At 66.3% G+C, this 20,138-nt stretch carries 24 protein-coding genes; 7 read left to right on the forward strand and 17 right to left on the reverse strand.

The window, feature by feature from the left end; genetic code table 11:
• Positions 1–29 precede the first annotated feature (29 nt).
• Positions 30–470 (forward strand): SRPBCC domain-containing protein, encoded by a 441-nt coding sequence (locus tag A4249_RS11990; protein WP_066552850.1) that lies wholly within the window; start codon positions 30–32, stop codon positions 468–470.
• Here the strand turns inward: A4249_RS11990 and A4249_RS11995 are convergent.
• From A4249_RS11995 to A4249_RS12035, 9 genes are all read right to left on the reverse strand, one after another.
• Positions 467–1,444, reverse strand: coding sequence for a type II secretion system F family protein (locus tag A4249_RS11995; protein WP_066552852.1), 978 nt, complete (start codon positions 1,442–1,444; stop codon positions 467–469). The two genes, A4249_RS11990 and A4249_RS11995, sit on opposite strands and share 4 nt — an antisense overlap.
• A gap of 10 nt (positions 1,445–1,454) precedes the next feature.
• The gene (locus A4249_RS12000; protein WP_066552854.1) at positions 1,455–2,432 is read right to left on the reverse strand and encodes a type II secretion system F family protein; all 978 of its coding nucleotides are present in this window, start codon (positions 2,430–2,432) and stop codon (positions 1,455–1,457) included.
• A gap of 4 nt (positions 2,433–2,436) precedes the next feature.
• Complete coding sequence (locus A4249_RS12005) at positions 2,437–4,110, reverse strand: CpaF family protein (protein WP_231868702.1); 1,674 nt, start codon at positions 4,108–4,110, stop codon at positions 2,437–2,439.
• A 3-nt stretch (positions 4,111–4,113) separates the two neighbouring features.
• Positions 4,114–5,700 (reverse strand): AAA family ATPase, encoded by a 1,587-nt coding sequence (locus A4249_RS12010; RefSeq protein ID WP_066552855.1) that lies wholly within the window; start codon positions 5,698–5,700, stop codon positions 4,114–4,116.
• Positions 5,701–5,702: 2 nt separating this feature from the next.
• The gene (locus tag A4249_RS12015) at positions 5,703–6,380 is read right to left on the reverse strand and encodes a CpaD family pilus assembly protein (protein WP_066552857.1); all 678 of its coding nucleotides are present in this window, start codon (positions 6,378–6,380) and stop codon (positions 5,703–5,705) included.
• An 8-nt stretch (positions 6,381–6,388) separates the two neighbouring features.
• Positions 6,389–7,924, reverse strand: coding sequence for a type II and III secretion system protein family protein (locus tag A4249_RS12020; RefSeq protein ID WP_045810662.1), 1,536 nt, complete (start codon positions 7,922–7,924; stop codon positions 6,389–6,391).
• 11 nt (positions 7,925–7,935) lie between these two features.
• Positions 7,936–8,853 (reverse strand): Flp pilus assembly protein CpaB, encoded by a 918-nt coding sequence (gene cpaB, locus A4249_RS12025; protein ID WP_066552859.1) that lies wholly within the window; start codon positions 8,851–8,853, stop codon positions 7,936–7,938.
• 118 nt (positions 8,854–8,971) lie between these two features.
• On the reverse strand, positions 8,972–9,490 hold the full coding sequence (locus A4249_RS12030; RefSeq protein ID WP_066555139.1) for an A24 family peptidase: 519 nt from the start codon (positions 9,488–9,490) through the stop codon (positions 8,972–8,974).
• Between the two features lie 100 nt (positions 9,491–9,590).
• Positions 9,591–9,767, reverse strand: a complete 177-nt coding sequence (locus A4249_RS12035; protein ID WP_066552864.1) for a Flp family type IVb pilin — start codon at positions 9,765–9,767, stop codon at positions 9,591–9,593.
• Positions 9,768–10,004: 237 nt separating this feature from the next.
• On the opposite strand from A4249_RS12035, the gene A4249_RS12040 reads away from it, so the two are divergent.
• The 3 genes from A4249_RS12040 to A4249_RS12050 all read left to right on the forward strand — a co-directional run bounded on the left by A4249_RS12040 (position 10,005) and on the right by A4249_RS12050 (position 11,530).
• Complete coding sequence (locus A4249_RS12040; RefSeq protein WP_066552867.1) at positions 10,005–10,430, forward strand: pilus assembly protein N-terminal domain-containing protein; 426 nt, start codon at positions 10,005–10,007, stop codon at positions 10,428–10,430.
• 78 nt (positions 10,431–10,508) lie between these two features.
• Complete coding sequence (locus A4249_RS12045) at positions 10,509–10,979, forward strand: TadE/TadG family type IV pilus assembly protein (RefSeq protein ID WP_231868703.1); 471 nt, start codon at positions 10,509–10,511, stop codon at positions 10,977–10,979.
• Positions 10,976–11,530, forward strand: coding sequence for a TadE/TadG family type IV pilus assembly protein (locus A4249_RS12050; RefSeq protein WP_066552871.1), 555 nt, complete (start codon positions 10,976–10,978; stop codon positions 11,528–11,530). The genes A4249_RS12045 and A4249_RS12050 overlap by 4 nt, the downstream gene beginning before the upstream one ends.
• 2 nt (positions 11,531–11,532) lie before the next feature.
• Here the strand turns inward: A4249_RS12050 and A4249_RS12055 are convergent, their stop codons facing one another.
• The 7 genes from A4249_RS12055 to A4249_RS12085 all read right to left on the reverse strand — a co-directional run bounded on the left by A4249_RS12055 (position 11,533) and on the right by A4249_RS12085 (position 15,738).
• Entirely contained in the window at positions 11,533–12,840 is a 1,308-nt protein-coding gene (locus A4249_RS12055) for an anthranilate synthase component I family protein (protein WP_066552874.1), read from the reverse strand.
• Entirely contained in the window at positions 12,837–13,616 is a 780-nt protein-coding gene (locus A4249_RS12060; RefSeq protein ID WP_066552875.1) for a tyrosine-protein phosphatase, read from the reverse strand. The genes A4249_RS12055 and A4249_RS12060 overlap by 4 nt, the downstream gene beginning before the upstream one ends.
• A gap of 21 nt (positions 13,617–13,637) precedes the next feature.
• On the reverse strand, positions 13,638–13,940 hold the full coding sequence (locus tag A4249_RS12065) for a winged helix-turn-helix domain-containing protein (protein WP_066552877.1): 303 nt from the start codon (positions 13,938–13,940) through the stop codon (positions 13,638–13,640).
• 2 nt (positions 13,941–13,942) lie between these two features.
• Positions 13,943–14,566, reverse strand: coding sequence for a hypothetical protein (locus tag A4249_RS12070; RefSeq protein WP_231868704.1), 624 nt, complete (start codon positions 14,564–14,566; stop codon positions 13,943–13,945).
• A gap of 140 nt (positions 14,567–14,706) precedes the next feature.
• Positions 14,707–14,886, reverse strand: a complete 180-nt coding sequence (locus A4249_RS12075) for a DUF1328 domain-containing protein (RefSeq protein ID WP_039243970.1) — start codon at positions 14,884–14,886, stop codon at positions 14,707–14,709.
• 97 nt (positions 14,887–14,983) lie between these two features.
• On the reverse strand, positions 14,984–15,394 hold the full coding sequence (locus A4249_RS12080; protein WP_066552882.1) for a hypothetical protein: 411 nt from the start codon (positions 15,392–15,394) through the stop codon (positions 14,984–14,986).
• Entirely contained in the window at positions 15,394–15,738 is a 345-nt protein-coding gene (locus tag A4249_RS12085; RefSeq protein ID WP_017506144.1) for a DUF883 family protein, read from the reverse strand. Before A4249_RS12085 ends, A4249_RS12080 begins: the two co-directional genes overlap by 1 nt.
• A 137-nt stretch (positions 15,739–15,875) precedes the next feature.
• On the opposite strand from A4249_RS12085, the gene A4249_RS12090 reads away from it, so the two are divergent.
• The 3 genes from A4249_RS12090 (at position 15,876) to A4249_RS12100 (ending at position 18,192) form a co-directional block, all read left to right on the forward strand.
• Complete coding sequence (locus A4249_RS12090) at positions 15,876–16,544, forward strand: fumarylacetoacetate hydrolase family protein (RefSeq protein ID WP_066552884.1); 669 nt, start codon at positions 15,876–15,878, stop codon at positions 16,542–16,544.
• Positions 16,541–17,176 (forward strand): maleylacetoacetate isomerase, encoded by a 636-nt coding sequence (gene maiA, locus A4249_RS12095; protein WP_066552886.1) that lies wholly within the window; start codon positions 16,541–16,543, stop codon positions 17,174–17,176. The genes A4249_RS12090 and maiA overlap by 4 nt, the downstream gene beginning before the upstream one ends.
• 95 nt (positions 17,177–17,271) lie before the next feature.
• Entirely contained in the window at positions 17,272–18,192 is a 921-nt protein-coding gene (locus A4249_RS12100; protein ID WP_197458384.1) for an aldo/keto reductase, read from the forward strand.
• Here A4249_RS12100 and A4249_RS12105 read toward each other — a convergent pair.
• Entirely contained in the window at positions 18,176–19,999 is a 1,824-nt protein-coding gene (locus A4249_RS12105; protein WP_066552895.1) for a TonB-dependent receptor plug domain-containing protein, read from the reverse strand. The genes A4249_RS12100 and A4249_RS12105 overlap by 17 nt on opposite strands.
• Between the last annotated feature and the right edge of the window lie 139 nt (positions 20,000–20,138).

Raw genomic sequence — 20,138 nt, forward strand, 5'->3', positions numbered from 1 at the left:
CCGGCGGCCAGCCGTGTCAGAGCGAAACCATGGATGACACTCGCATCGAAAAACGCGTCGGCGTTCAAGCGACCTCGGACCGCATCTGGGATCTGGTCGCGGACCTGTCCGGCTGGGGCGTCTGGAACCCGATCGACAGGGACGTCTCGGGCGCCATCGCCTATGGCGGCCGTCTGACCATGACCGAGGCCTGGCCCGACATGGCCGAACGCCAGTCGGCGGCCCAAGTGGTGGAATGGCAGCCGCGCGCGCGGCTGGTCTGGGCCGAACGGCGCGGCTTCCTGTTCCAGAGCCTGCGCTATATCCAGATCGAGGAGCTGGCGCCCGGCAACTGCATCGTCGCCATCGGCATTCGCTTTTCGGGCATTCGCGGCGAGCTGTTCCACGACAAGCACCGCCCGGCGATGAAGAAGGCGCTGGAAAGCGCCGCCGAGGGTCTGAAGGCGGCGGCGGAAGCTGGAGCGGCTTAACCGCCCTTCATCATGTCCATGACGTTCAGGATCGCCGGTCCCAGAATGACGACGAACAGCACCGGCAGGAAGAACAGGATCATCGGCACGGTCAGTTTGGCAGGTAGGGCCGAGGCCTTCTTCTCTGCGGCGGACATCCGCAAATCGCGATTTTCCTTGGCCATCACGCGCAGAGCGGTCGCCAGCGGCGTGCCGTAGGTTTCGGCCTGGGTCATGGCGGTGGCCACGGACTTCACGCCCGGATGATTGGTGCGCTTGCTCAGGTTTTCATAGGCCATGCGACGGTCAGGAAGATACGACAGCTCGGCCGAGAGCAGCGACAGCTCCTCCGCCAGATCGATCGACGACGGACCCATCTCCTGGCTGACCTTGGCGATCGCCGCCTCAATGGACATGCCCGCTTCGACACAGATCAGCAACAGGTCCAGTGCGTCGGGAAACGCCTGCATGATCGAGGTGCGGCGCTTGTCGATCCTGTTCTTGAGATAGAGGTTCGGCGCATAGAAGCCGGCCACCGCCGCCGCCATCGTGGCCGTCAACTTATTCATCGTGGGCCAGTCCACGACCTTGAGAATGAACAGGTAGAAGGCCGCCACCACCATGAAGATGAAGGGCGAGGCGAAGCGGAAGAAGTAGAAGGTCGTCAGCGGACGCGGCCCGCGATAACCGGCCTGCACCATCTGACCCGCGACCTTGGGATCCTCCAGCAGCTTGCTGAGGTTCAGCCGATCCACGATCCGCTTCTTGAAACCGTCATCGGTGTGACGCAGCGCGCCCTGACCGCCGGCCATGTTCGCCCGCGACCGGCGTTTCAGGTCGTCGCGGCGTTCCGCGACGGCCTTCATCCTCTTGTCCAGCGCAACCCCGCCCGTCATCGACGACATCAGGGTGAGGACGGTGGCGAAGACCAGCACGCCCACGCCGATGCTGAGCAGGTTCTGCGGATCGGTGATGAAACGGATGAAGCTTTCCATGATCCCGGCCTCAGAACTTGAACGAGATCATGCGTTTCATCACGAAGATGCCGGTCGACATCAGCACAGCCGCGATGAGCAGGAGGAAGTTGCCGCGGAAGTCATTGAATAACGGCATCATATAGCCGGGCGTCGTGAACATGACCATCGTCATCACCGCCGGCGGCAGGGACGCGATGATTCCCGCCGAGGCCAGCGCTTCGGACGACAGCGCCTTGATCTTCTCGCCCATCATCCGACGGGCGCGCAGAACGGCCGACAGATTGCCCAGCGCCTCGGCCAGATTGCCGCCGGTTTTCTGCTGAATGGCGATGACGATGGTGAAGAAGCGCAGTTCGGACGTCGGCATCCGGCCGTACATCTTCTCCAGCGCCTGCTCCAGGGTCAGGCCGACGCCCAGGCCCTCGACCAGCGTCTGAAACTCCGGCCCGAGCGGAGCCGGGCTCTCGCGGGCGATGATCTTGAAACATTCGTGGACCGGCAGGCCCGACTTGATGCCGCGCACGATCACATCGACGGCGTTGGGGAACTCCAGCGAGAACTTCTTCATCCGCGACTTGCCGAGGAAGCCCACGATCCAGCGCGGCAGTCCCAGACCGAAGATCAGCGCGATGCCTACAACCACCAGGATCGGCAAACCGAAGATCAGCGCGCCTAGGCCGGTCGCGAGCCCGACCACAGCTGAGATGATGTAGAAGGTCGTCACGCTCAGGCTCAGCCCCGCCTGTTTCAGGCGCGACGCCAGGGTCGTGCGCGCCTTGCGCTCGCGCCGGTCGGCGTCCTGCAACTGAACCAGGATCTGCTTGCGGCGCGCCTCGGGCGTATTGGCGGCGGCCGCCTTGCGGGCGAGCGCAGGGTTCTTCTTGCTCTCGCCCATGCTCTGGGCGCGCTTGACGGCCTGGGCCGAGGAATCGTCTCCGCCGACGAAGACCCAACCCAGGCCGCCGATGGTGATGAAGGCCAAAACGGCGGCGAGAATCGGAAGCATCGTCCTACTCCGCCGCGTCCAGGGCGTCGGCCAGCTCGCGCTCCAGCCCGTAGTATCGAGCGCGGTCCCAGAAGCGGGGACGGGCGATGCCGGTCGAGCGGTGCCGGCCGATGATCTTGCCGTTCTCGTCCTCGCCGGTGATGTCGTAGACGAACAGGTCCTGCGTCACGATCACATCGCCTTCCAGGCCCACGACTTCGGTGATGTGGGTGATGCGGCGCGAACCGTCGCGCAGGCGGGCGGCCTGGATGATGACATCGACCGAGCCGACGATCATCTCGCGGATCGTCTTGGACGGCAGGCCGTATCCGCCCATGGTGATCATGGACTCCATCCGGCTGATGGCCTCGCGCGGACTGTTGGCGTGCAGCGTTCCCATCGAGCCGTCGTGGCCCGTGTTCATGGCCTGCAACAGGTCGAACGCCTCAGGTCCGCGCACCTCGCCGACGATGATCCGCTCGGGACGCATCCGCAGACAGTTCTTGACCAGATCCCGCATCGTGATCGTGCCCTGGCCTTCCAGGTTCGGCGGACGGGTTTCCAGACGCACGACGTGCGGCTGCTGCAGTTGCAGCTCGGCGGCGTCCTCGCAGGTGATGACGCGTTCGGTCGGGTCGATGAATGCCGTCAGGGTGTTCAGCAGGGTCGTCTTGCCCGAGCCGGTGCCGCCCGAGATGACCAGATTGCATCGCGAGGCGCCGATGACGCCCAAGACGCGCGCGCCTTCGGGACTGATGGAGGCGTACTCCACCAGATTCTTCATCGTCAGCTTGTCTTTCTTGAACTTCCGGATCGTCAGCGTCGGGCCGTCGATCGCAAGCGGCGGAGCGATGACGTTGACGCGCGAGCCGTCCGGTAAGCGGGCGTCGCAGATGGGGCTCGATTCGTCCACGCGGCGGCCGACCTGGCTCACGATCCGCTGGCAGATGTTCATCAGCTGGGTGTTGTCGCGGAAACGGACATTGGTCAGCTGGACCTTGCCCGCGACCTCGATGAAGACGCGGCCTGCGCCATTGACCATGATGTCGGCGATGTCGTCGCGGCTCAGCAGCGGCTCAAGCGGACCATAGCCCAGAACGTCGTTGACGATGTCCTGGACCAGATGCTCCTGCTCGGCGACCGACATGGAGACGTTCTTGATCGCCACCAGTTCGGCGACGATGTCGCGGATCTCTTCCGACGCCGCCTTCTGGTCCAGATGCGCCAGTTGGGCCAAGTCGATGGTGTTCATCAACGCGTTGAAGATCGTCGTCTTCGTGGCGTGATAGTAGTCGCTCTGTTCCCGGACGATCTCGGCGACCGCCTGGGCCTTCTTTAGCTGTTCAAGACCCGCCGTGGCCTTCGGGCCCGTGCCGGCGACATTGCCGGTAGGACGCGGAGCCTCAGGCGCCGGCTTGGGTTTGGGACGCGAGGCTAGGGCGTCCAACCGATCGGCCGGCGCGGGCTGGGTCGGGGCAGACGCTCGGTCGAAGGCGTCGGCCGCCGGCTCCAGATCCTCGTCGGCATAGGCATAGGCCGGCGTCTTGGCCGCCGCCGCCATCGGCGCGGCGGTCGCCTGCATGCTGAACACGGACACAGGTTCGCCGCCGGGCGCGGATGCCGGAGCGGGGGCCGGGGCCGGAGCCGGCCGCAGGGGCGCAGGGGCGGCGCCCGGTTGACCTGTGCGTTTGCCGAACATGCGTCAGCGCTTCTTGAACATATTGGCGAACAAGGATTTCGACGCCCCATCGGCCGGCTTGGCCTTCTCCGCCTTGCCGGCCTTTGCCGGCTTGGCCTTGGGTCCCGCCACCATCGGCAGTTCGCGCCGCGACACGATTTGGGCCAGGGTCTGGAAGGCTTCGGCCGATTTGGTCTTCGCGCCTGCGTCCAGAATCATCTGGCCATTGTTGGCGGCCGCGCCGAAGGTCTTGGCGTCAAACGGAATGATCAGGCTGGGGTGAACGCCGAGCGCCGCGCCGAAGTCCTTGGCCGGGATCTCGGGGCGTCCCGGCACGCCGACCTGGTTCAGCACCAGGCGCGGCGGCGCGTCATTGGGGCGGCCCTGACGGATCAGGTCGATCATGTTCTTGGCGTTGCGCAGGGACGCCAGATCCGGCGTCGCAACGACCACCACCTCGTCGGCGCTGATCAGGGTGCGGCGCATCCACGGCGACCACAGGTGCGGAAGGTCCAGCACGACGAAGGGCGCCGTGGCGCGGATCTGGTTGGTGACCTCCTCGAACGCCTCGGTCGAGATGTCCCAGTCCGTGTCCAGGCTGGCGGGCGCCGCAAACAGGCTCAGCTTGTCGGTGCAGCGGACCATCATCCGGTCCAGCAGGGTCGAATCCAGCCGGTCGGGTTGGCCCAGCGCGTCGGCGACGCCGTTCAGCGGGTCCTGATTGAAATCCAGACCGGCGGTGCCGAACGGCAGGTCGTAATCGACGATCACCGTATTGGCGCCGATCCGCTCGGAAATCGCATAGGCGGTGTTGTGCGCCACGGCCGAGGCCCCCGCCCCGCCCCGCGCGCCGACGAAGGCGATGGTGCGACCGACGAAGGGCTGGGCCGGGTCGTTGAACAGGCCGCCGATGGCCGCGATCAGCTGCAGCGGCTGCAAGGGCGCGACCAGATACTCACTGACCCCGCGCCGCATCAGTTCGCGGAACAGGATGATGTCGTTCGTCGCGCCGATCACCACAACCTTGGTGCCGGCGTCGCAGACCTCAGCCAGCTGATCGACTTCCCACAGCAGGGTCTGGGGGTCTTTCAGGCACTCGACGATCATCAGCGGCGGTGTCGGCTCGTGCTGATAGGTCTCGACGGCCGCAGCGACGCCGCCGACACGAATCTGGGTCGTGGCGCGCGACAGGCGGCGGTCCTGGGCCGCCCGCTCGGCCGAGGCCAGGGTGTCCTGCCGTTCGGCGAAAACATGGATGGCGATGCGCGGCACCGACACTTCGCCGATGTTGCTGGCGGGGGCCAGACCGGTGAACGCCAGACCCGTATCCATCAGGCTGGCTTGCGCCTGGGCGACCACGTCACCGACCGGATTGAAGCCGGCGGCGTCGGGCGCATAGGCCGGGGCGGCCGGGACCGGCGCTAGAGGCGCGGCCTGAAGCGGCGATTGGGGCTGAGGCGCCGCGCTGGCCGGCATCGCCGACGCCGCAGGCGTGAACTGAAGCGGGCTGCGCGGCGCGGCGACGTCGTCAACCGGAGGCGCGAACTCCATATCGACATCGAACGCGTCGTCGAAGGTGTCGAACTCGCGAGGGGCTGGGGCTGTGCTCATGATCAGTTCACCGCACGGGACACGGCGGTATCCCGGATCAGGTCTTCACGATCCGCCGACGTCGGCTTGCCGCCGCGATAGGCATCGAACACTACGGTTCGCCGCCCGGCGTCCGCTGGCGTCATGGCGCGTGGCCGCTGGATGTCGCGTGGATCCTCAATCTGGGCCGCCAGATTGGCCGTCACGGCGCATCCAAAGTTCGATGCCGACTGATTGTCGCCGGTCCGGCTCAGATTGCCCCAGGCGGTTCCGCACTGCGGCACGGCGGCGCGGATCGTCTGATAGCCGACGACCACGGGCGCACGCGGATCCGGCGCGGCGTAGCTGACCAAGGTGATGCGCTCCGGCGCGACGCCGTAGGCCGCCAATGCCGATTGAACGTCATAGGCGATCTTCAGGGCCACCGGATCGTTTCCGGCGGGGGCTTCGATGACCATCGGCACGGCGTCGACGTAGCGATAGCGCCTGACCAACTCTTGCAGCGCGCCGTTTTGCGTTGGTGACAGGCCGCTGTCGTGAACCGCGAGGGCGATCCGATCCAGATTCGGCTCGACCTGGAGTTGATAACGCGAGGTCGGCGTCAGCGGCGGCTCGCCGCCCAAGCTGGCGGGGCCGCCGACACAGGCGCCCAGCGCCAGGGCCGTGGTCGTCAGAAGTGTAGCAATCAGGGTGCGAGTCATGGATGTGCTCACTCGATCACATAGCCGACCGAACCGGCCGGGGGCGCATTCGGCAGCCCATAGACCTGGTTCAACTGGCCAAAGAGGATGGTCTGGCTATCCTCGGCGATCCGCAGGCCGTCCGCCGGCGTCTGCATTCGCGACGGCGACGTCGGGCTGACGATATAGGGCTCGACGATGACGACCAGTTCGGTTTCGCCCATCAGATAGTCGCGCGACCGGAACAGCGATCCCAGCACCGGCAGGTTCGTGACGCCCGGCAAAGAGTCCACCGTCTGGCGGCTGTTTTCCTGAAGCAGTCCGGCGATCATCATCGACCCGCCCGAGGGGATCTCGATCGTGTTCTCGCTGCGGCGGACCGTCAGACCCGGCAGGGTGATCGACGAAGGCGTCCCGGCGCCGATCGTCAGGCCGCCTTGCGACGACAGTTCGGACACCTCGACCTTGACCTGCAGGCTGATGCGCCCTCCGGACAGAACCACCGGGCGGAAAGAAAGGCCGACCCCATAGGGTTTGTACTGGACGGTGATCTGACCTTGCGAATCCCGGCTGGCCGGCACGGGGAACTCGCCCCCGGCCAGGAAGCTGGCGGCTTCGCCGTTGACGGAAGTAAGGTTTGGCTCGGCCAGGGTGCGCAGCAGGCCCACACGCTCAAACGCCTTGAGGGTAGCCTCGCCCTTGTTCAGGCCATCCGATCCAGGCCCCGTGCCGGGTTGGGCGGTATCCCAGTTCACAGAATCCTCCGGGCCTCTGACCGTGAACGGGCACAGGGCTCCGGGCTGCCAGCCCGCTCCAACGCATGGACGCTGCATCTGATAGTTTTTCGTCGTATCGATCGACGTTCCAGCGCTGATACCGCCTAGCAGGGCGCCATTGACGCCCCAGGTCGCGGCATTGCCCAGCAGCCACTGCGCGTCGCCCAACTGCCCCAGCACCGCCGAGGTATTAAAGCCCAGTTGCTTGATGACGTTGCGTTGAACCTCGACAACACGAACCTTCAGCGTCACCTGATCCGAGCCCGGTACGGTGATCAGGTTCAGAACCTTCTCGGGCGCCGAAACGAAGGCGGCGGCGATGCGGCTGGCCTGCGTCGATTGCGCAGGGTTTTCGGCGACCCCGCTCAGGATGATGCTGTCGTTGACAGCCTCGGCCCTAACGCCGCCCCCTGGGATCATGCGATCCAGCGTGTCCTGAAGCGCGCTGGTGCCGGCGTCCACGCGGACCCGCAGGCTCAGGATGGTGCGGCCGGCTGCATCCAGAAACACGGCGTCGGTCTCACCCGGCGCGATACCGATGACGGTGATGCGGCGCGGCGAGTGCAGCATGGCCTCGGCCACCTGCGGATTGGAGACAATCACGTCGCGGGCATCGGCCGGCAGATCGACCGCGAACGAAGTGCCGCGCGGCAGGTTGATCAGTCTCTGCGCCGCACCCGTCGAGACGGCGGCGCGGGTCTGGGCGACGCCGGCCGGCGCGGCGGCCAGGGTGGCCAGAAGGGCGCAGGCTGCGGCGGCGGCGGCTTTGCGCATCGTGGGTCGGCGCATCGGTTGAGTTCTCATGGCACGGCCACCACTTCGGGCGCGCCGCCGCGATAGATGCGCACGGCCTGGGGTTGGGAAACGGCTGCAACGGGGCGGCGCGTGGCGCCGGACGGCCCGGCGGTGTCGGCGTAGGATCGCAGCGACAGCGACAGTTCGCCCTCGGACTTGGCCTGTGCCAGCAGAACCGAGTCCTGGGGTCTGACCTCGAGGGTGGCTGTCGCGCCGACCACCGCTTGGGCGTCGTCGCCGACGCGGGTCGCCTGGTCAATGGCCAGGACCTTGATGTTCTGCAGCACGACGCCCGAGGCGAACTTTGACTTGGTCGCGCCCTCGACGGCGCCGTCGCGGTTTGTTTCGGCGGTCAGCACCACATCGACGCGATCGCCCGGCAGGATAAAGCCGCCGGCGGCGGATTCGACCGTCACAGCGATGGCCATGGCCCGCATGCCGGGCTCCAGATAGGCGGCCAGATAGCCGCTGTCGCCGGCGCGCACGATTTTGCGCGACACGATGGGCTCTCCGGCCAGAATGGGTTCGCGGACCACCGAGCCGATGTAGTCGGACTTGGCGCCGGTCGTGGCCAGTTCCGTCGCCGCCTTGGCGACGCGGTTCACGGCGTCCGTCGCCTTCGCCGCTGCGCTTTCCGCAGCGGGCTTGGCGGGCACCGGCGTGGAACCGTCAGTGATGAAGACGGGATTGACCTCATCGACGGGCCAATCTTTCCATTCAAGGTCAGCCTCCACCAGACGCTTGCCGGGTTCGAGGTCCTTGGCGGCGACCAGCACCTTGGCCATCGGGCGGACTTCGACGGGAGCGGCAGCGGCGGGTGTCGTGGGTTCGTTCGACGACGACCCCATGGCCCGGACCACCAGGGCCAGGCCGATGGCCGAGACGGCGGCGATACAGATGACGACGATGCGGGCGGGCTTCATCCAGGATGTCTCCAGCAGGCGCTGTGTTTCGGATTCATCCCCCGACGCCTACCGTTAACGATCATGGGCCTTGCGGGTTAACGCTTCCTAAGCGCCGCGAACGCCGGTCAACGGGGTGTCAGCGACCGGAGGCGAAGGTCAGCAGCAGCCCGCTCTCCGGGAGGGCCAGCAGGGCGCCGATGGCGATGGCGACGCCGTAGGGAATGTCGCCCTTGGGCTGCATCAGATTGATGACCCAGCCTTGCGACACCGAAGGGGCGACCATCGGAAAATACTGACGCGCGGTCATCAGCAGCAGGCAGAAGGCGCCGCCCGCGATGCCAGTGTAGATCAAAAAGGGCGCGACGCCGCTCATCCCCATCCACAGACAGCTGGCGGCCAGCAGCTTGGCGTCGCCTCCACCGATCCAGCCGGCGGCGAACATGCCCATGCCGACCAGCAAGGCCGCGAACCCGATGCCGACATGGATAGCGACATCCATCGGCGCGGCGCCGATCAGAAAGGCGATGGGGAAGAAGGCGCCGACAAGGGCCAGGGAGATCCAGTTCGGGATCTTCATGGTGATTAGGTCGTGCAGACCCCCAATGATGACCAAGGCCGGAAAGACGCCGAGCAGGGTGAGCAGCAGAGTATCCATGACGTCCATTTTCTTCGGCAGGGCTTAAGTTTGGGTTGCCAACAGAAAAGGGCCGGAGCTTTTCAGCTCCGGCCCCGTCCCTGCGTCGATTACTCGATGATTAGGCGTTCGCTTTATTAAGTTCGGTGGAAACCTTGGTGAAGGTCGCCTTCAGGCTGCCGCTCATCGTGGTCAGAACAGTGATCAGGGCGACGGCGACCAGGGCGGCGATCAGGCCGTATTCGATGGCGGTGGCGCCCGATTCGTCTTTGGCGAAGCGCGAGATGAACTTGGTCATGGGTAATTCCTCTTTCAAATGGTCTAGCGAGCAACTTGGCGGGGGGAGCCGGTAGCCCGCTTGACCCCCAAACGCAGGATCAAAATGCACCAGGGCCGTTAAATCGGAGTCACGAGGTTTGGTTACGCGCAGATTTACCAAAGAAAATTCTCATACCAGCGCTTCAGCCTTTGTTGAGGATCACGGCTGCATTATGCGCGCGTCCGCGTTTGCACGCGCCACTATCAAGAGCCGCCGATGTCCCGCATCCCGTCCTTCCTGATCGCCGCCGCCCTCTTCGCGGTCCCCTTGGCCGCCCCCGTGGCCGCTGACGCCCAGGACGGTGCGCTGAACGTCGAGATCGATCGCTCGGCGCGCGTTCAGCTTCGTGGCGCCGCGGCCTCCATCATCGTCGGCAACCCTCAGATCGCCGACGTCTCGCTGGTGGACGCCAACACCATGTTCATTGTCGGCAAAGGGTATGGCGTTACAGAGGTTGTCGCCGTCGACGGCGTGGGCCGCACCCTATTCAAACGCGAAATCGTGGTGACCGGCGGCTCTACCGGCTCGGTTCGAGTGTGGCGGGGCGCCCAGGCGACCGAAATGGCCTGCGGCGCCTCCTGCATCCCCAGCGTCCGATCCTCATCCTCGTCGGCGGCCGCCGCAGCGCCCACCGCACCCTGATTTCGGCCGATGCCCGCCCTGAGATCATCGCCGTCACGAACGGCGCGCTCGAAGCGCAGGCGTGAAGGCGCGGCCGCCGTGGAATTCGCCATGGTCGCCATCCCCTTCTTCCTGATGATCTTCTCCATCCTGGAGCTGGGCGTCGTCTTCGTGCTGGACTCGGTCCTGGAGACGGCGACGATGGAAAGCGGCCGCTTGATCCGCACGGGTCAGGCCAAGGAACAGAACTTCGACAAGGAGAAGTTCAGGACCCAGGTCTGCGACAAGATGGTGGTCTTCAAGTCCGACTGCGCGAACCGAATGACGGTAGACGTGCGCGTCATACCGAAGTTTTCATCTCCGAACGTACCGGACCCCATCACCAACAACGCCATGGACCCCTCCAAGACCACCTATGACGGCGGTCAGGCAGGGTCGTTGATCCTCGTTCGCGTCTGGTACACCCACCCTCTGGTCACGCCCTTGCTGAGCCAGGCCGTTTCGCGTGTCGGTCCAGGCAAGGTGTTGATGACCGCGACGACCGCCTTCCGCAACGAGCCGTGGCAATGATGCGCGGGCTGGATCGCTTCTGCCCGCATCTTCGGGCGCTCCGGCACGATGTCCGCGGTGTCGCCGCGGTCGAGTTCGCCTTCCTCGCGCCGATCCTGATCCTGTTCTACTTCGGCATGGTGGAGTTCTGTCAGGGCTATATGGCCCTGAAGCGCACGGGCCACGTCTCGTCCATGGTCGCCGACCTGGTGTCTCAAAGCGACAGCGTGACCAAGACCGATCTGACGGATGTCTTCGCCATCGGCGACCTGATCATGGCGCCCTTCGCCGCCACGCCTCTGACCCAGCGCGTCAGCAGCGTCACGCGCGTCAACGCCACGACCTACAAGGTGGATTGGAGCGTTGGTAAGGGCGTCGCGTCCAAACTGACCGTCGCCGAAGCGAAAATTCCTTCGGACATGCTGCAAGATGGTGAGTCCGTTATCGTCGCCGAAGCCTTCTACGACTACAGTTCGCCTTTCGATCAAGTCGCGCCGTATGTGACCAAGTTCAGCCGCATGTCCTATCTGCGACCACGCACCGTGGACAGCATCACCTGCAGCAACTGTTGAGCTCAGACACCGGCCAGCGCCTGTCGCATCGCTGAAATCTTGACGTTCGTTTCGGCCTCCTCGGCGGCCGGATCGCTGTCCGCGACGATGCCTGCGCCGGCGAGCGTGCGATAGTTCCAGACGCCGTCGTTCAGTTCGAAACCGGCCGTGCGGATCAAGACCGATGCGGTCAGGGCGCCGCCGTCCGCGATCAGGAACAACGACCCGCACCAAGGACCGCGCGGCGGCTCGTGCGCGGCGATCACCTTCATCGCCTGGTGTTTGGGCGCGCCGGTGATCGAACCGGGCGGAAAGGTCGCCTCCAGCAAGTCGGCCGGACCGACCGCAGACATGGCTTCGCCCGTCACGGTCGAGACCAGATGATGCACCGTCGGATGGTGTTCAACCTCGAAAAGCGCCTCGACCTTGACCGACCCCGGCTGCGACACGCGGGCCAGGTCGTTACGCATGAGGTCCACGATCATCAGGTTCTCGGCGCGATCCTTGGCGCTGCCGCTGAGTTCGTCCGCCATGGCCGCATCCTCTCGAGGCTCTTCCGCCCGCGCGCGCGTGCCCTTGATCGGACGCGCCTCGATGCGGCGACTGGCGGGATCGAAGGCGAGGAACAGTTCGGGGGAGTTCGACACCAGCGCCCGATCCCCGACCCGCCAATAAGCCCCGAACGGTGACGCCCGCTCCTTTTGCAGCCGCAGGAAGACCTCGAACGGATCGCGGCCAGGCTTCAGCTCGCCGGACCAGGCCCGGGCGATATTGGCCTGGAACAGCTCCCCCGCGCCGATGCGCTCCACCACATTCGCGACCGCGTCTCGGTAGGCGCTCGCCGGCGCCTCGGCCTCGAACCGCTCGGCCGGCGCGGAGGGCGTCACGACCGGCGCGGCCGTCGCCAGCCAAGTCAGAGCGCGGTCGGCCGCCGCGCTCGCCTTCTCCGCCGTCGCGCCTCTTCCCGTAGCGCACACTGCGCGCTCAAGATGATCGAAACTCAGCATGGCGGGATAGCGAGCCAGCATCAGATCGGGCCAAACCGTCTCGCGCGGTCCGGTGGCCGGCCGGGCGCCTGCGTCATAGGCGGCCAGACCCACCACCCCGGCGGCAAATACCGGATCACGCAGCGCCTCGAACGGCGCGGCGTCATCCACCGGGCCGACCTGCACAACGTCCGGCGCCTGGGCGACGTGAGACCAGCGACCGCCCGGCCCGCCGTCCGACAGCAGGGCCAGCGCGCCGTCGCAACCGCCGAGACCCGCCGCCACCTCGACCGGATCGACCCAAGGCGCGTGGCGCGTGACGGTGTGGCTGAAAAATTCGCTCACGCGGTCAGCCGCTCCAGGATCCGATCACGGCGCGCCGCATCGACGCCCAGCGCCTCCTTCAGATAGGCATCCACCGATCCATGCCGCGCCTCGACCTCGGCAAGGGCGGCCTCCAGATAGGCGGCCTCGACCCCCAGAAAGGCCACGATCGCGTCGTCCGAGGCCACCCGACCCGTCATCTTGTGCAGTTGTTTGGCGATGCCGGGCGCCCGGCCCGCCAGATCGACGGCGGTGTTGGTCAGCAGATAGTCCTCGACCATGTCGTCGCGCGACACGCCCAGCAGATGGTGGGTCAGGGCGGCGAGAAAACCCGTCCGGTCCTTGCCCGCCGCGCAATGGATCACCACCGTCCGGTCCTGATCCGCCAGCGCCTGGAAATATCGGCCGAACACGTCCTGATGCGAGGCGTCGAACGGCAGGCTGCGATAGGTCTGGGTCATGAAGCGACGCCCGGAGTCCGGCGTCAGGTCGGCGGTCTTCAGAAAGGTGAGGTGCGGCGCCTCGGCCCCGTCGTCCACGCCGCCCTCAATGACCTCCCCGCTGAAGCCTTCAGGCCGACGCGACGGCTGATCGCGGCGCTCGCCCGGTCGCCGCAGATCAACCACGGCTCCGATGTCCAGCGCCTTCAGCCGCTCCAGATCGGCCTCGCTGGCCCGGGCGTGGTGGGCAGAACGTAGCAGACGGCCGGGCTTCACGCGCCGCCCGGCCGCCGTGGCGTAGTCGCCATAGTCCCGAAAGTTGTCGATGGCCTCGAAGGCGTGAAGGCGGTCGGTCATGACCGCGCTTCTAGCCTATGTTCACCGCTCTGGCAGCAGGCCCGCCATTGCATCCAGATAGGCGACGAAGGCGTCGCGTCCCTGATCGGTCAAACTGGCCTCAGTCAGCGGCTTGCGACCGTTGAAACTCTTGGAGACGGCGACGAACCCCGCCTCTTCCAGCTTTCGCAGATGGACCGACAGATTGCCGTCCGTGGTCTGCAACCGGGTCTTCAGGGTGGTGAAGTCGGCCGATCCGGCCCCGGACAGAAAAGCCATGATCCCCAGCCGGATGCGCCCGTGAATGACGTCGTCGATCCGGCTGATGTCGAAGTCGTCGGCCATGCTCAGACGACCTCCGACGGTTCCTGACGCATCAGGACGATGCCCGGGACCAGCGCCACGGCCAACAGGATCACGGCGAAGACCGGATAGATCGTAGCGCTGCCCATGAACCAGGCGACGGCGACCGCACCAACGTAGGCGGCCAAGGCCGTGTAGGACATCCAACGTGTGCGCGTCATCGCCGCCCCGATCATCCAGGCGGAGCCATAGGCGACCAGGACCACTGTCGGCATCACCGCCATCCAGGACCACTGTCCGGTCTTCAGGGACAAGGCCACCAGCGCCAACCAGGTGACGAAGATGCCGTAACCCACGCCTTCCCAGGCCGCGCTGACCGCCTTGTTGCCGGCGGAGTTGACGCCGGGCTTGGTCTTGATGCGGCCGATCAGGACGGTCAGGGCGACGGCGAACACGACGGCTGCGACGATCCACACCCACAGCTGGGACCAAGGGTTCAGCCGAACGAGGCCCGACTGGATGGCCCATTGGATCAGACTGGTGGTTCCGAACACGATGCCGGCTGTCACCAGAATCGGGCCGGCCAGAAGCGGCGCATGCCGCCCCTCGTGGGCCAGGCTGCGCATATAGGCGATGTCGTCCTGAATGGCTTGGGTCTCGCGGGTCATGATGCTCTCCTCCTCGAACCGTTGAGACAACATCACCCATTTGCTTTGTGTTGTAAAGTTCTTTCTTATTGGGCCGCGTTGCGCATGAAAAAGGGGCGAAGCCTTCGGCTCCGCCCCTCGTTCGACTTTATGTATTTAGCCTAAAGTCGTGGCGCGCCGCGTCCACGCAGTCCGCCGGCCACCAGGGCGATGACGAACAGGATAATGGCCACGACGGCGACGAACTTCGCGATCTCGAACGAGAAGTTCGCAATGCCGCCGAAGCCGAGAACGGCCGCGACGAGGGCCACGACGAGGAAGATAATTGCCCAGCGCATCATGGGTTTAGCTCTCCTGAGTTGATGTTGCCGTCGGCGACCCGGGAGCCGTTCGTCGGTCTGCATCATCAACGCCAGGGTCGCCTCGCCGTTCCATCGCCTATCGACGGCGACGACGCGAATAGCCGCCCTGATCCATCTTGCGATCCGCGACCATGCTGGCGACGATCGCCGCCAGAGCCGGGTTGCGCAGCAGCAGGAAGGCCGCGCCCAAACCGCCCACGGCGCCCACGACCGGACGCTCGCGCACGATGTGGATGATCTTGCCCAGCAAGCCTTCCGGCTCGTCCTCTTCGTCCGCCTCGTCGTGCTTGTCGCCCTTCAGGAAGACCAGCGCCACGATTAGGGCGACCAGGGCGAACAGACCAAAGGTCACGGCCGCCGCGCCGAGCGGCGTCAGCGTCAGGCTGAGCGCATAGAATATGGCCACGCCAAGGAAGACGACGGCCAGGAAAGCACTGGCGGCGACGACAGCCGTCGCCACCAGTTTTTTGACGATGCCCTTGAACATCAGCGACGGCGGCCGGCCAGCAGCATGCCGAGGATGACGCCGACGCCGAGCGCCACGGCGGTCGATTGCAGCGGACGCTCCTGCACGCGCTCGACGACATAGCGTTGCGCCTCATCGAAGCGTTCGGCCGCGTCGTCGTAATATTCGCGACCCTTCACGCGGGCCTCGTCGTAATAGCTGCGGGCCTGCTCGCGAACTTCGTCGCTCTTGGCGCGCAGCTTGGCCTCGGCCTCGGCGGCCTTGTCGCGCAGGCGTTGGGTCTCTTCGCGGGCGCCGGTCTTCAGATCCTCCTTGAGGGTCTTCAGGTCGGCCTTGATATCTTCTCGAGCCTTGGTGGTGGCCATGGTGCGCGCTCCGTTGAAAGCTTGGCGGTAGAATAGAGAACCCCGTGTTGCAACGCCACATGCGCAACGAGGTTCCTTTAGTTGGGAAGGGCGCGCGCCTCTCGCCACGGGCTATTCGCCGCACTAGAACGGTCGCCATGACTCAATGGCTGTTCGCGCCCCGCCCCGTCCCGTCCTTGCCGATCGTCGGATCGGACCAGCGGTTCCCCGTTCGCCGCATCCTGTGCGTGGGCCAGAACTACGCCGCCCATGCGCGCGAAATGGGGTCGGACCCCGACAAACAGACGCCCTTCTTCTTCACCAAGCCAGGCGACGCCATCGTCTCGGACGGCGCAAACCCATCCTACCCGTCGGCGACCGCAAACCTGCACTACGAGGCAGAACTGGTCGCCGCGATCGGGCCGGGCAAGGATGGCGGCGTCGCCATCGTCGGCTGGGCCGTCGGCTGCGACCTGACCCGCCGCGACCTTCAGGCCGAGGCCAAGAAGGCCGGCCGTCCCTGGGACGCCGCAAAGGGGTTCGATCAGTCCGCGCCGTGCGGCCGCCTCACCCTGGGCGATTTGCCATCGCCCGACGGCGCCATCCGCCTGAGCGTCAACGGCGAAACGAAACAGGACAGCGTCCTCAACGACATGATCCTGAACCCCGACCGCATCGTCGAGGCCGCCGCCGCCCTGTGGTCGCTGCAACCCGGCGACCTGATCTTCACCGGCACGCCGTCCGGCGTCGGCCCGGTCAAGCCCGGCGACCGCGTGGTCGTGACCATCGACGGGCTTGAGAAGCTGTCGTTCGAGATCCAGCCATGATCCTGCACGGCTATTGGCGTTCGGGCGCCAGCTACCGCGTCCGCATCGCCCTGAACCTGAAAGGGCTCAGCTACGAAAACGCCGCTCACGACCTGCGCAAGGGCGAACAGAAGACGCCCGACTATGTGGCGCTGAACCCGCAGGGCATGGTCCCCGCGCTTCAGGACGGCGATCTGGTCCTGACCCAGAGCCCGGCCATTCTGGAATGGCTGGAGGAAACCCACCCCGAACCGGCCCTGCTGCCGAAGGGGGCGAACGAGCGGGCGACCGTGCGCGCCATGGCCGCGCTGATCGGCTGCGACATTCACCCGCTCAACAATCTGCGCGTGTTGAAGGCCATCCGGTCTGAGTTCAACGCCGATCAGGCCGCCGTGGATGCCTGGGCGGCCCGGTGGATCGCACCGGGCTTCGACGCGCTGGAGGCTTTGGTCGCCCGCCACGGCGCCGGCTGGAGCTTCGGCGACGCCCCGACCCTGGTCGATTTTTATTTGATTCCGCAGATGTATTCGGCGCGGCGCTTCAACATGGACCTATCGCCCTGGCCGCGTCTGCTGGCGGTCGAACAGACCGCCTTGGCTCACCCCGCCTTCGCCTCGGCCCACCCGGACTTGCAGCCTGACGCCGACGCCTGATTTTCGCCTCAGTGCGCATATCAGCGGTGGATAAGTAGGGTTCGCTTAAGGTCTCGCTCAGCGTCCCTTAAGCATTGGCGATCATAGTGTCGGGCGTGTCGTATTCCCCCGCCACACCTTCGGCGTCGTCGCCCATCCATCGCCTGGCCCTCGCCGTGGTGACCGAGCCCGAGCGCGCGCCCGGCGCCTTCATGAGCGCGCCGTCCGGCGCCCGCGAAGAAGCCATGCGTTTTCTGCTGCAAACCGGAGCCGACGCCGGGGTCAAGCTGATCGCCACCCGGCCCGAGGGCGACGGCGAACGCCTGCTGGGTCAGGCCTGGCCCTTCCCCTCGCCTTTCCAGGTTACGGTCCGCACCGTGCCGCTCAGCGAAGGTCTGGACCGGGTCGAGGCCCGCGCTCGTCGCTCGCTGGAACGGATGGGCCTGCCGCGCGGCGATGTTCTGCTGATTTCCAACGCCGCCGATCTGGCCGGCGCCGAGGGCCGCGCTCTGTGGGATCGCGCCCGCAGCCTCAAGGATCGCGGCTTGTTCCGCCGCATCGGTTTCTGCGCCACGATCGAGGATGGTCCCGCGCTTCTGGCCCGCCGTCTGGAAGCCGACGTGGTCCAGGTGCCGTGCAGCCTCTTGGACCAGCGCGCGGCGCAGGACGGCGTGCTGGAAGCCATCGCCGACACAGGCGCCTCGGTTCATCTGTCTTCGGTCTTCGCCGGCGGCCTGCTGTTTGCAGGCGGCGACGATCTTCCGGCCGAACTGGCCAGTCATGCCCAGGCCCTGTCGCGCACGCGCCGGCGTCTGGCCGAGCAGCGCTGCGATCCGATGCAGGCGGCGTTGGGTTACGCCCTCGCCCTGCCCGGCGTCGACAAGGTCGTGGCCAGCGTCGCCTCCGCCGCCGAACTGCGCGCCATCCTGGCCGCCGCCCACGCCCCCTGTCCCAATCTGGACTGGTCGGCCCTGGCGCTCGAGGCGCCGGCGGCCTTCACCGCCGACGCCCGCGCCCGGATCAGTAGCGCAGCCTGATCCCGACATAGCCGGACCGTCCCGGCTCGCCGTATCCGAACACCTGCTGATAGTGTTCGTCGCCCAGGTTCTCGATCCGCGCCGTCAGGGTGACCTTGTCGGTCAGTTCATAGGCCGCGTTCAGATTGGCGGTGACGAAGCCGTCGCGCGCCACCGTCGAGAAGCCACCCGAATCGTCCTGATCGCCTTCCGCCCGCACCGTCAGCGCGCCGGACAGACGGTCGCCCGTCCAGCCCAGGGTCGCCGAACCGGCGTGTTCCGGCACGCGCAGCAGGCGCGCGCCCGTCGTGCGGTCCGTCGCGTCGGTCCAGGCATAGGCCAGCGTCAGGTCGAAGCCGCCGCCCAGCAGGGCGCGGCCTTCCAGCTCGAACCCGTCCGAACGCGTCTTGGCGACGTTGATATAGCGACCGGCCGAATAGGTGATCTGGTCCTCGACGTTCAGGCGATAGAGGGTCGCCCGCCCATCGAACCGACCGTCGGCCGAGGCCCAGCCCAGGGCGATCTCGACGCTGTCGGCCGTTTCCGGCTTCAGCTCGGGATAGGGCCGAGGCGCAAAGCAGAAGTCGCAGACCGCCTGGCTGACCGTCGGCGACTTGAAGCCCGTGCCGTAGGCGCCCGACAGGATGAAACCCCCGGCCAGATCATAGGCCGCCGACACCCGCCCCGTCGTCTTGGAGCCGAAATCGTCGGTGTCGTCGTAACGCAATCCGCCGGTCAGGTTCAGCGCGCCGACATCGTACTGGGCCACGCCGAACACCGAGGTGATCGACAGGTCGCGCGACAGGCCCGACGACAGGGCCGCCGAGGCCTCGTTCCGCTCGACGCCGAACGCATAGTCGATGTCCTGCGCCTGGCCGTTCGCCTGCCAGCGATAAGCCTGACGGTCGCCGGTGAAGGTGGAGCCGAAGCCGCCGCTGACCGAGCTGCGATCCAGGTCCGACGCCGAGACGCTGAACTGATGCGTCAGGCCGAACGCCTTGGCCGTCACGCGGCCAAAGCCCGACCATTGCTCGCTTTCCTGGGTGTCGGCGGTGTCGGCCAGAATAAAGTTCGGCGCCGGGAAGCCGTCGATATCGGCCTTGGACTTGTTCCAGCGCACCGATCCATCGACCTTGACCGCATCGGACAGGACATATCGCCCCTTGGCGCCGAGCGTCGTGCTGCGGAAGCCGTCGGCTTCCGTGTTGCCGTCCGCCTCGTCCGCCGCCGAAATCCCGTCGGTGTCGAAGCGCGAGGCATAGGCGCTGAAGGCGTAGGTCTCGTTGGCGACGCCCGTCGACACGCGGCCCCGCACGGTGTGGAAGCTGCCGGCCTCGGCCTCGGCGCGCAGGCCGTCGATCTCTTGCGTCGTGAAGGAAATCACCCCGCCGATGGCGTCGGATCCCCACAGCGACGACTGCGGCCCGCTGAGCACTTCGATCCGCGCAATATCGGCCAGTTCGAAGCTGGAGAAGTCATAGGCTCCGTTCGGCTCGGCCGCATCGTTGACCGGCGCGCCGTCGACCAGGACCAGGGTCTTACCCGGCGTCGCGCCGCGCATCCGCACCTGGGCTACACCGCCAAAGGCGCCCGAACGCGTCACCGACAGACCCGGCACATCGGCCAGGATGTCGGCGGCGAAGATCGCGCCGCGCTGTTCGATGGTCTTGGCGTCGATGACGCGGGCGCCGGGCGTGTCGGCGACGATGGCCGGGATGCGGGTGGCGGTGACGATCACCTCGTCCAGCTGGGTCGCGTCCTCGGCAAAGGCAGGCGCGGCGAAGGTGACCGCAATCGCGGCCGTCGAGAGAAGAATGGAACGCTTCATTGAGCGATACCCCCGTGTTCGGTCCCGCGAATGCGCGCGAGAGACCGTCATGAGCGAACCGACCCGCCAGACCGCTTAGGGGTCTGGACGGCGCAAGGTCGGGTCGCTTCCACGGAGAAACCGCGCTGCTGTCTGGTCC

It is taken from the genome of Brevundimonas sp. GW460-12-10-14-LB2, from assembly GCF_001636925.1.
Lineage (GTDB): Bacteria > Pseudomonadota > Alphaproteobacteria > Caulobacterales > Caulobacteraceae > Brevundimonas > Brevundimonas vesicularis.

Excerpts from the sequence above, each read along its gene's own strand:
- A4249_RS11990 (WP_066552850.1), top strand. The coding sequence starts at position 30 with ATGGATGACACTCGCATCGAAAAACGCGTCGGCGTTCAAGCGACCTCG.
- A4249_RS11995 (WP_066552852.1), bottom strand. The coding sequence starts at position 1,444 with ATGGAAAGCTTCATCCGTTTCATCACCGATCCGCAGAACCTGCTCAGC.
- A4249_RS12000 (WP_066552854.1), bottom strand. The coding sequence starts at position 2,432 with ATGCTTCCGATTCTCGCCGCCGTTTTGGCCTTCATCACCATCGGCGGC.
- A4249_RS12005 (WP_231868702.1), bottom strand. The coding sequence starts at position 4,110 with ATGTTCGGCAAACGCACAGGTCAACCGGGCGCCGCCCCTGCGCCCCTG.
- A4249_RS12010 (WP_066552855.1), bottom strand. The coding sequence starts at position 5,700 with ATGAGCACAGCCCCAGCCCCTCGCGAGTTCGACACCTTCGACGACGCG.
- A4249_RS12015 (WP_066552857.1), bottom strand. The coding sequence starts at position 6,380 with ATGACTCGCACCCTGATTGCTACACTTCTGACGACCACGGCCCTGGCG.
- A4249_RS12020 (WP_045810662.1), bottom strand. The coding sequence starts at position 7,924 with ATGCGCCGACCCACGATGCGCAAAGCCGCCGCCGCCGCAGCCTGCGCC.
- cpaB (WP_066552859.1), bottom strand. The coding sequence starts at position 8,853 with ATGAAGCCCGCCCGCATCGTCGTCATCTGTATCGCCGCCGTCTCGGCC.
- A4249_RS12030 (WP_066555139.1), bottom strand. The coding sequence starts at position 9,490 with ATGGATACTCTGCTGCTCACCCTGCTCGGCGTCTTTCCGGCCTTGGTC.
- A4249_RS12035 (WP_066552864.1), bottom strand. The coding sequence starts at position 9,767 with ATGACCAAGTTCATCTCGCGCTTCGCCAAAGACGAATCGGGCGCCACC.
- A4249_RS12040 (WP_066552867.1), top strand. The coding sequence starts at position 10,005 with ATGTCCCGCATCCCGTCCTTCCTGATCGCCGCCGCCCTCTTCGCGGTC.
- A4249_RS12050 (WP_066552871.1), top strand. The coding sequence starts at position 10,976 with ATGATGCGCGGGCTGGATCGCTTCTGCCCGCATCTTCGGGCGCTCCGG.
- A4249_RS12060 (WP_066552875.1), bottom strand. The coding sequence starts at position 13,616 with ATGACCGACCGCCTTCACGCCTTCGAGGCCATCGACAACTTTCGGGAC.
- A4249_RS12065 (WP_066552877.1), bottom strand. The coding sequence starts at position 13,940 with ATGGCCGACGACTTCGACATCAGCCGGATCGACGACGTCATTCACGGG.
- A4249_RS12070 (WP_231868704.1), bottom strand. The coding sequence starts at position 14,566 with ATGACCCGCGAGACCCAAGCCATTCAGGACGACATCGCCTATATGCGC.
- A4249_RS12075 (WP_039243970.1), bottom strand. The coding sequence starts at position 14,886 with ATGATGCGCTGGGCAATTATCTTCCTCGTCGTGGCCCTCGTCGCGGCC.
- A4249_RS12080 (WP_066552882.1), bottom strand. The coding sequence starts at position 15,394 with ATGTTCAAGGGCATCGTCAAAAAACTGGTGGCGACGGCTGTCGTCGCC.
- A4249_RS12085 (WP_017506144.1), bottom strand. The coding sequence starts at position 15,738 with ATGGCCACCACCAAGGCTCGAGAAGATATCAAGGCCGACCTGAAGACC.
- A4249_RS12090 (WP_066552884.1), top strand. The coding sequence starts at position 15,876 with ATGACTCAATGGCTGTTCGCGCCCCGCCCCGTCCCGTCCTTGCCGATC.
- maiA (WP_066552886.1), top strand. The coding sequence starts at position 16,541 with ATGATCCTGCACGGCTATTGGCGTTCGGGCGCCAGCTACCGCGTCCGC.
- A4249_RS12105 (WP_066552895.1), bottom strand. The coding sequence starts at position 19,999 with ATGAAGCGTTCCATTCTTCTCTCGACGGCCGCGATTGCGGTCACCTTC.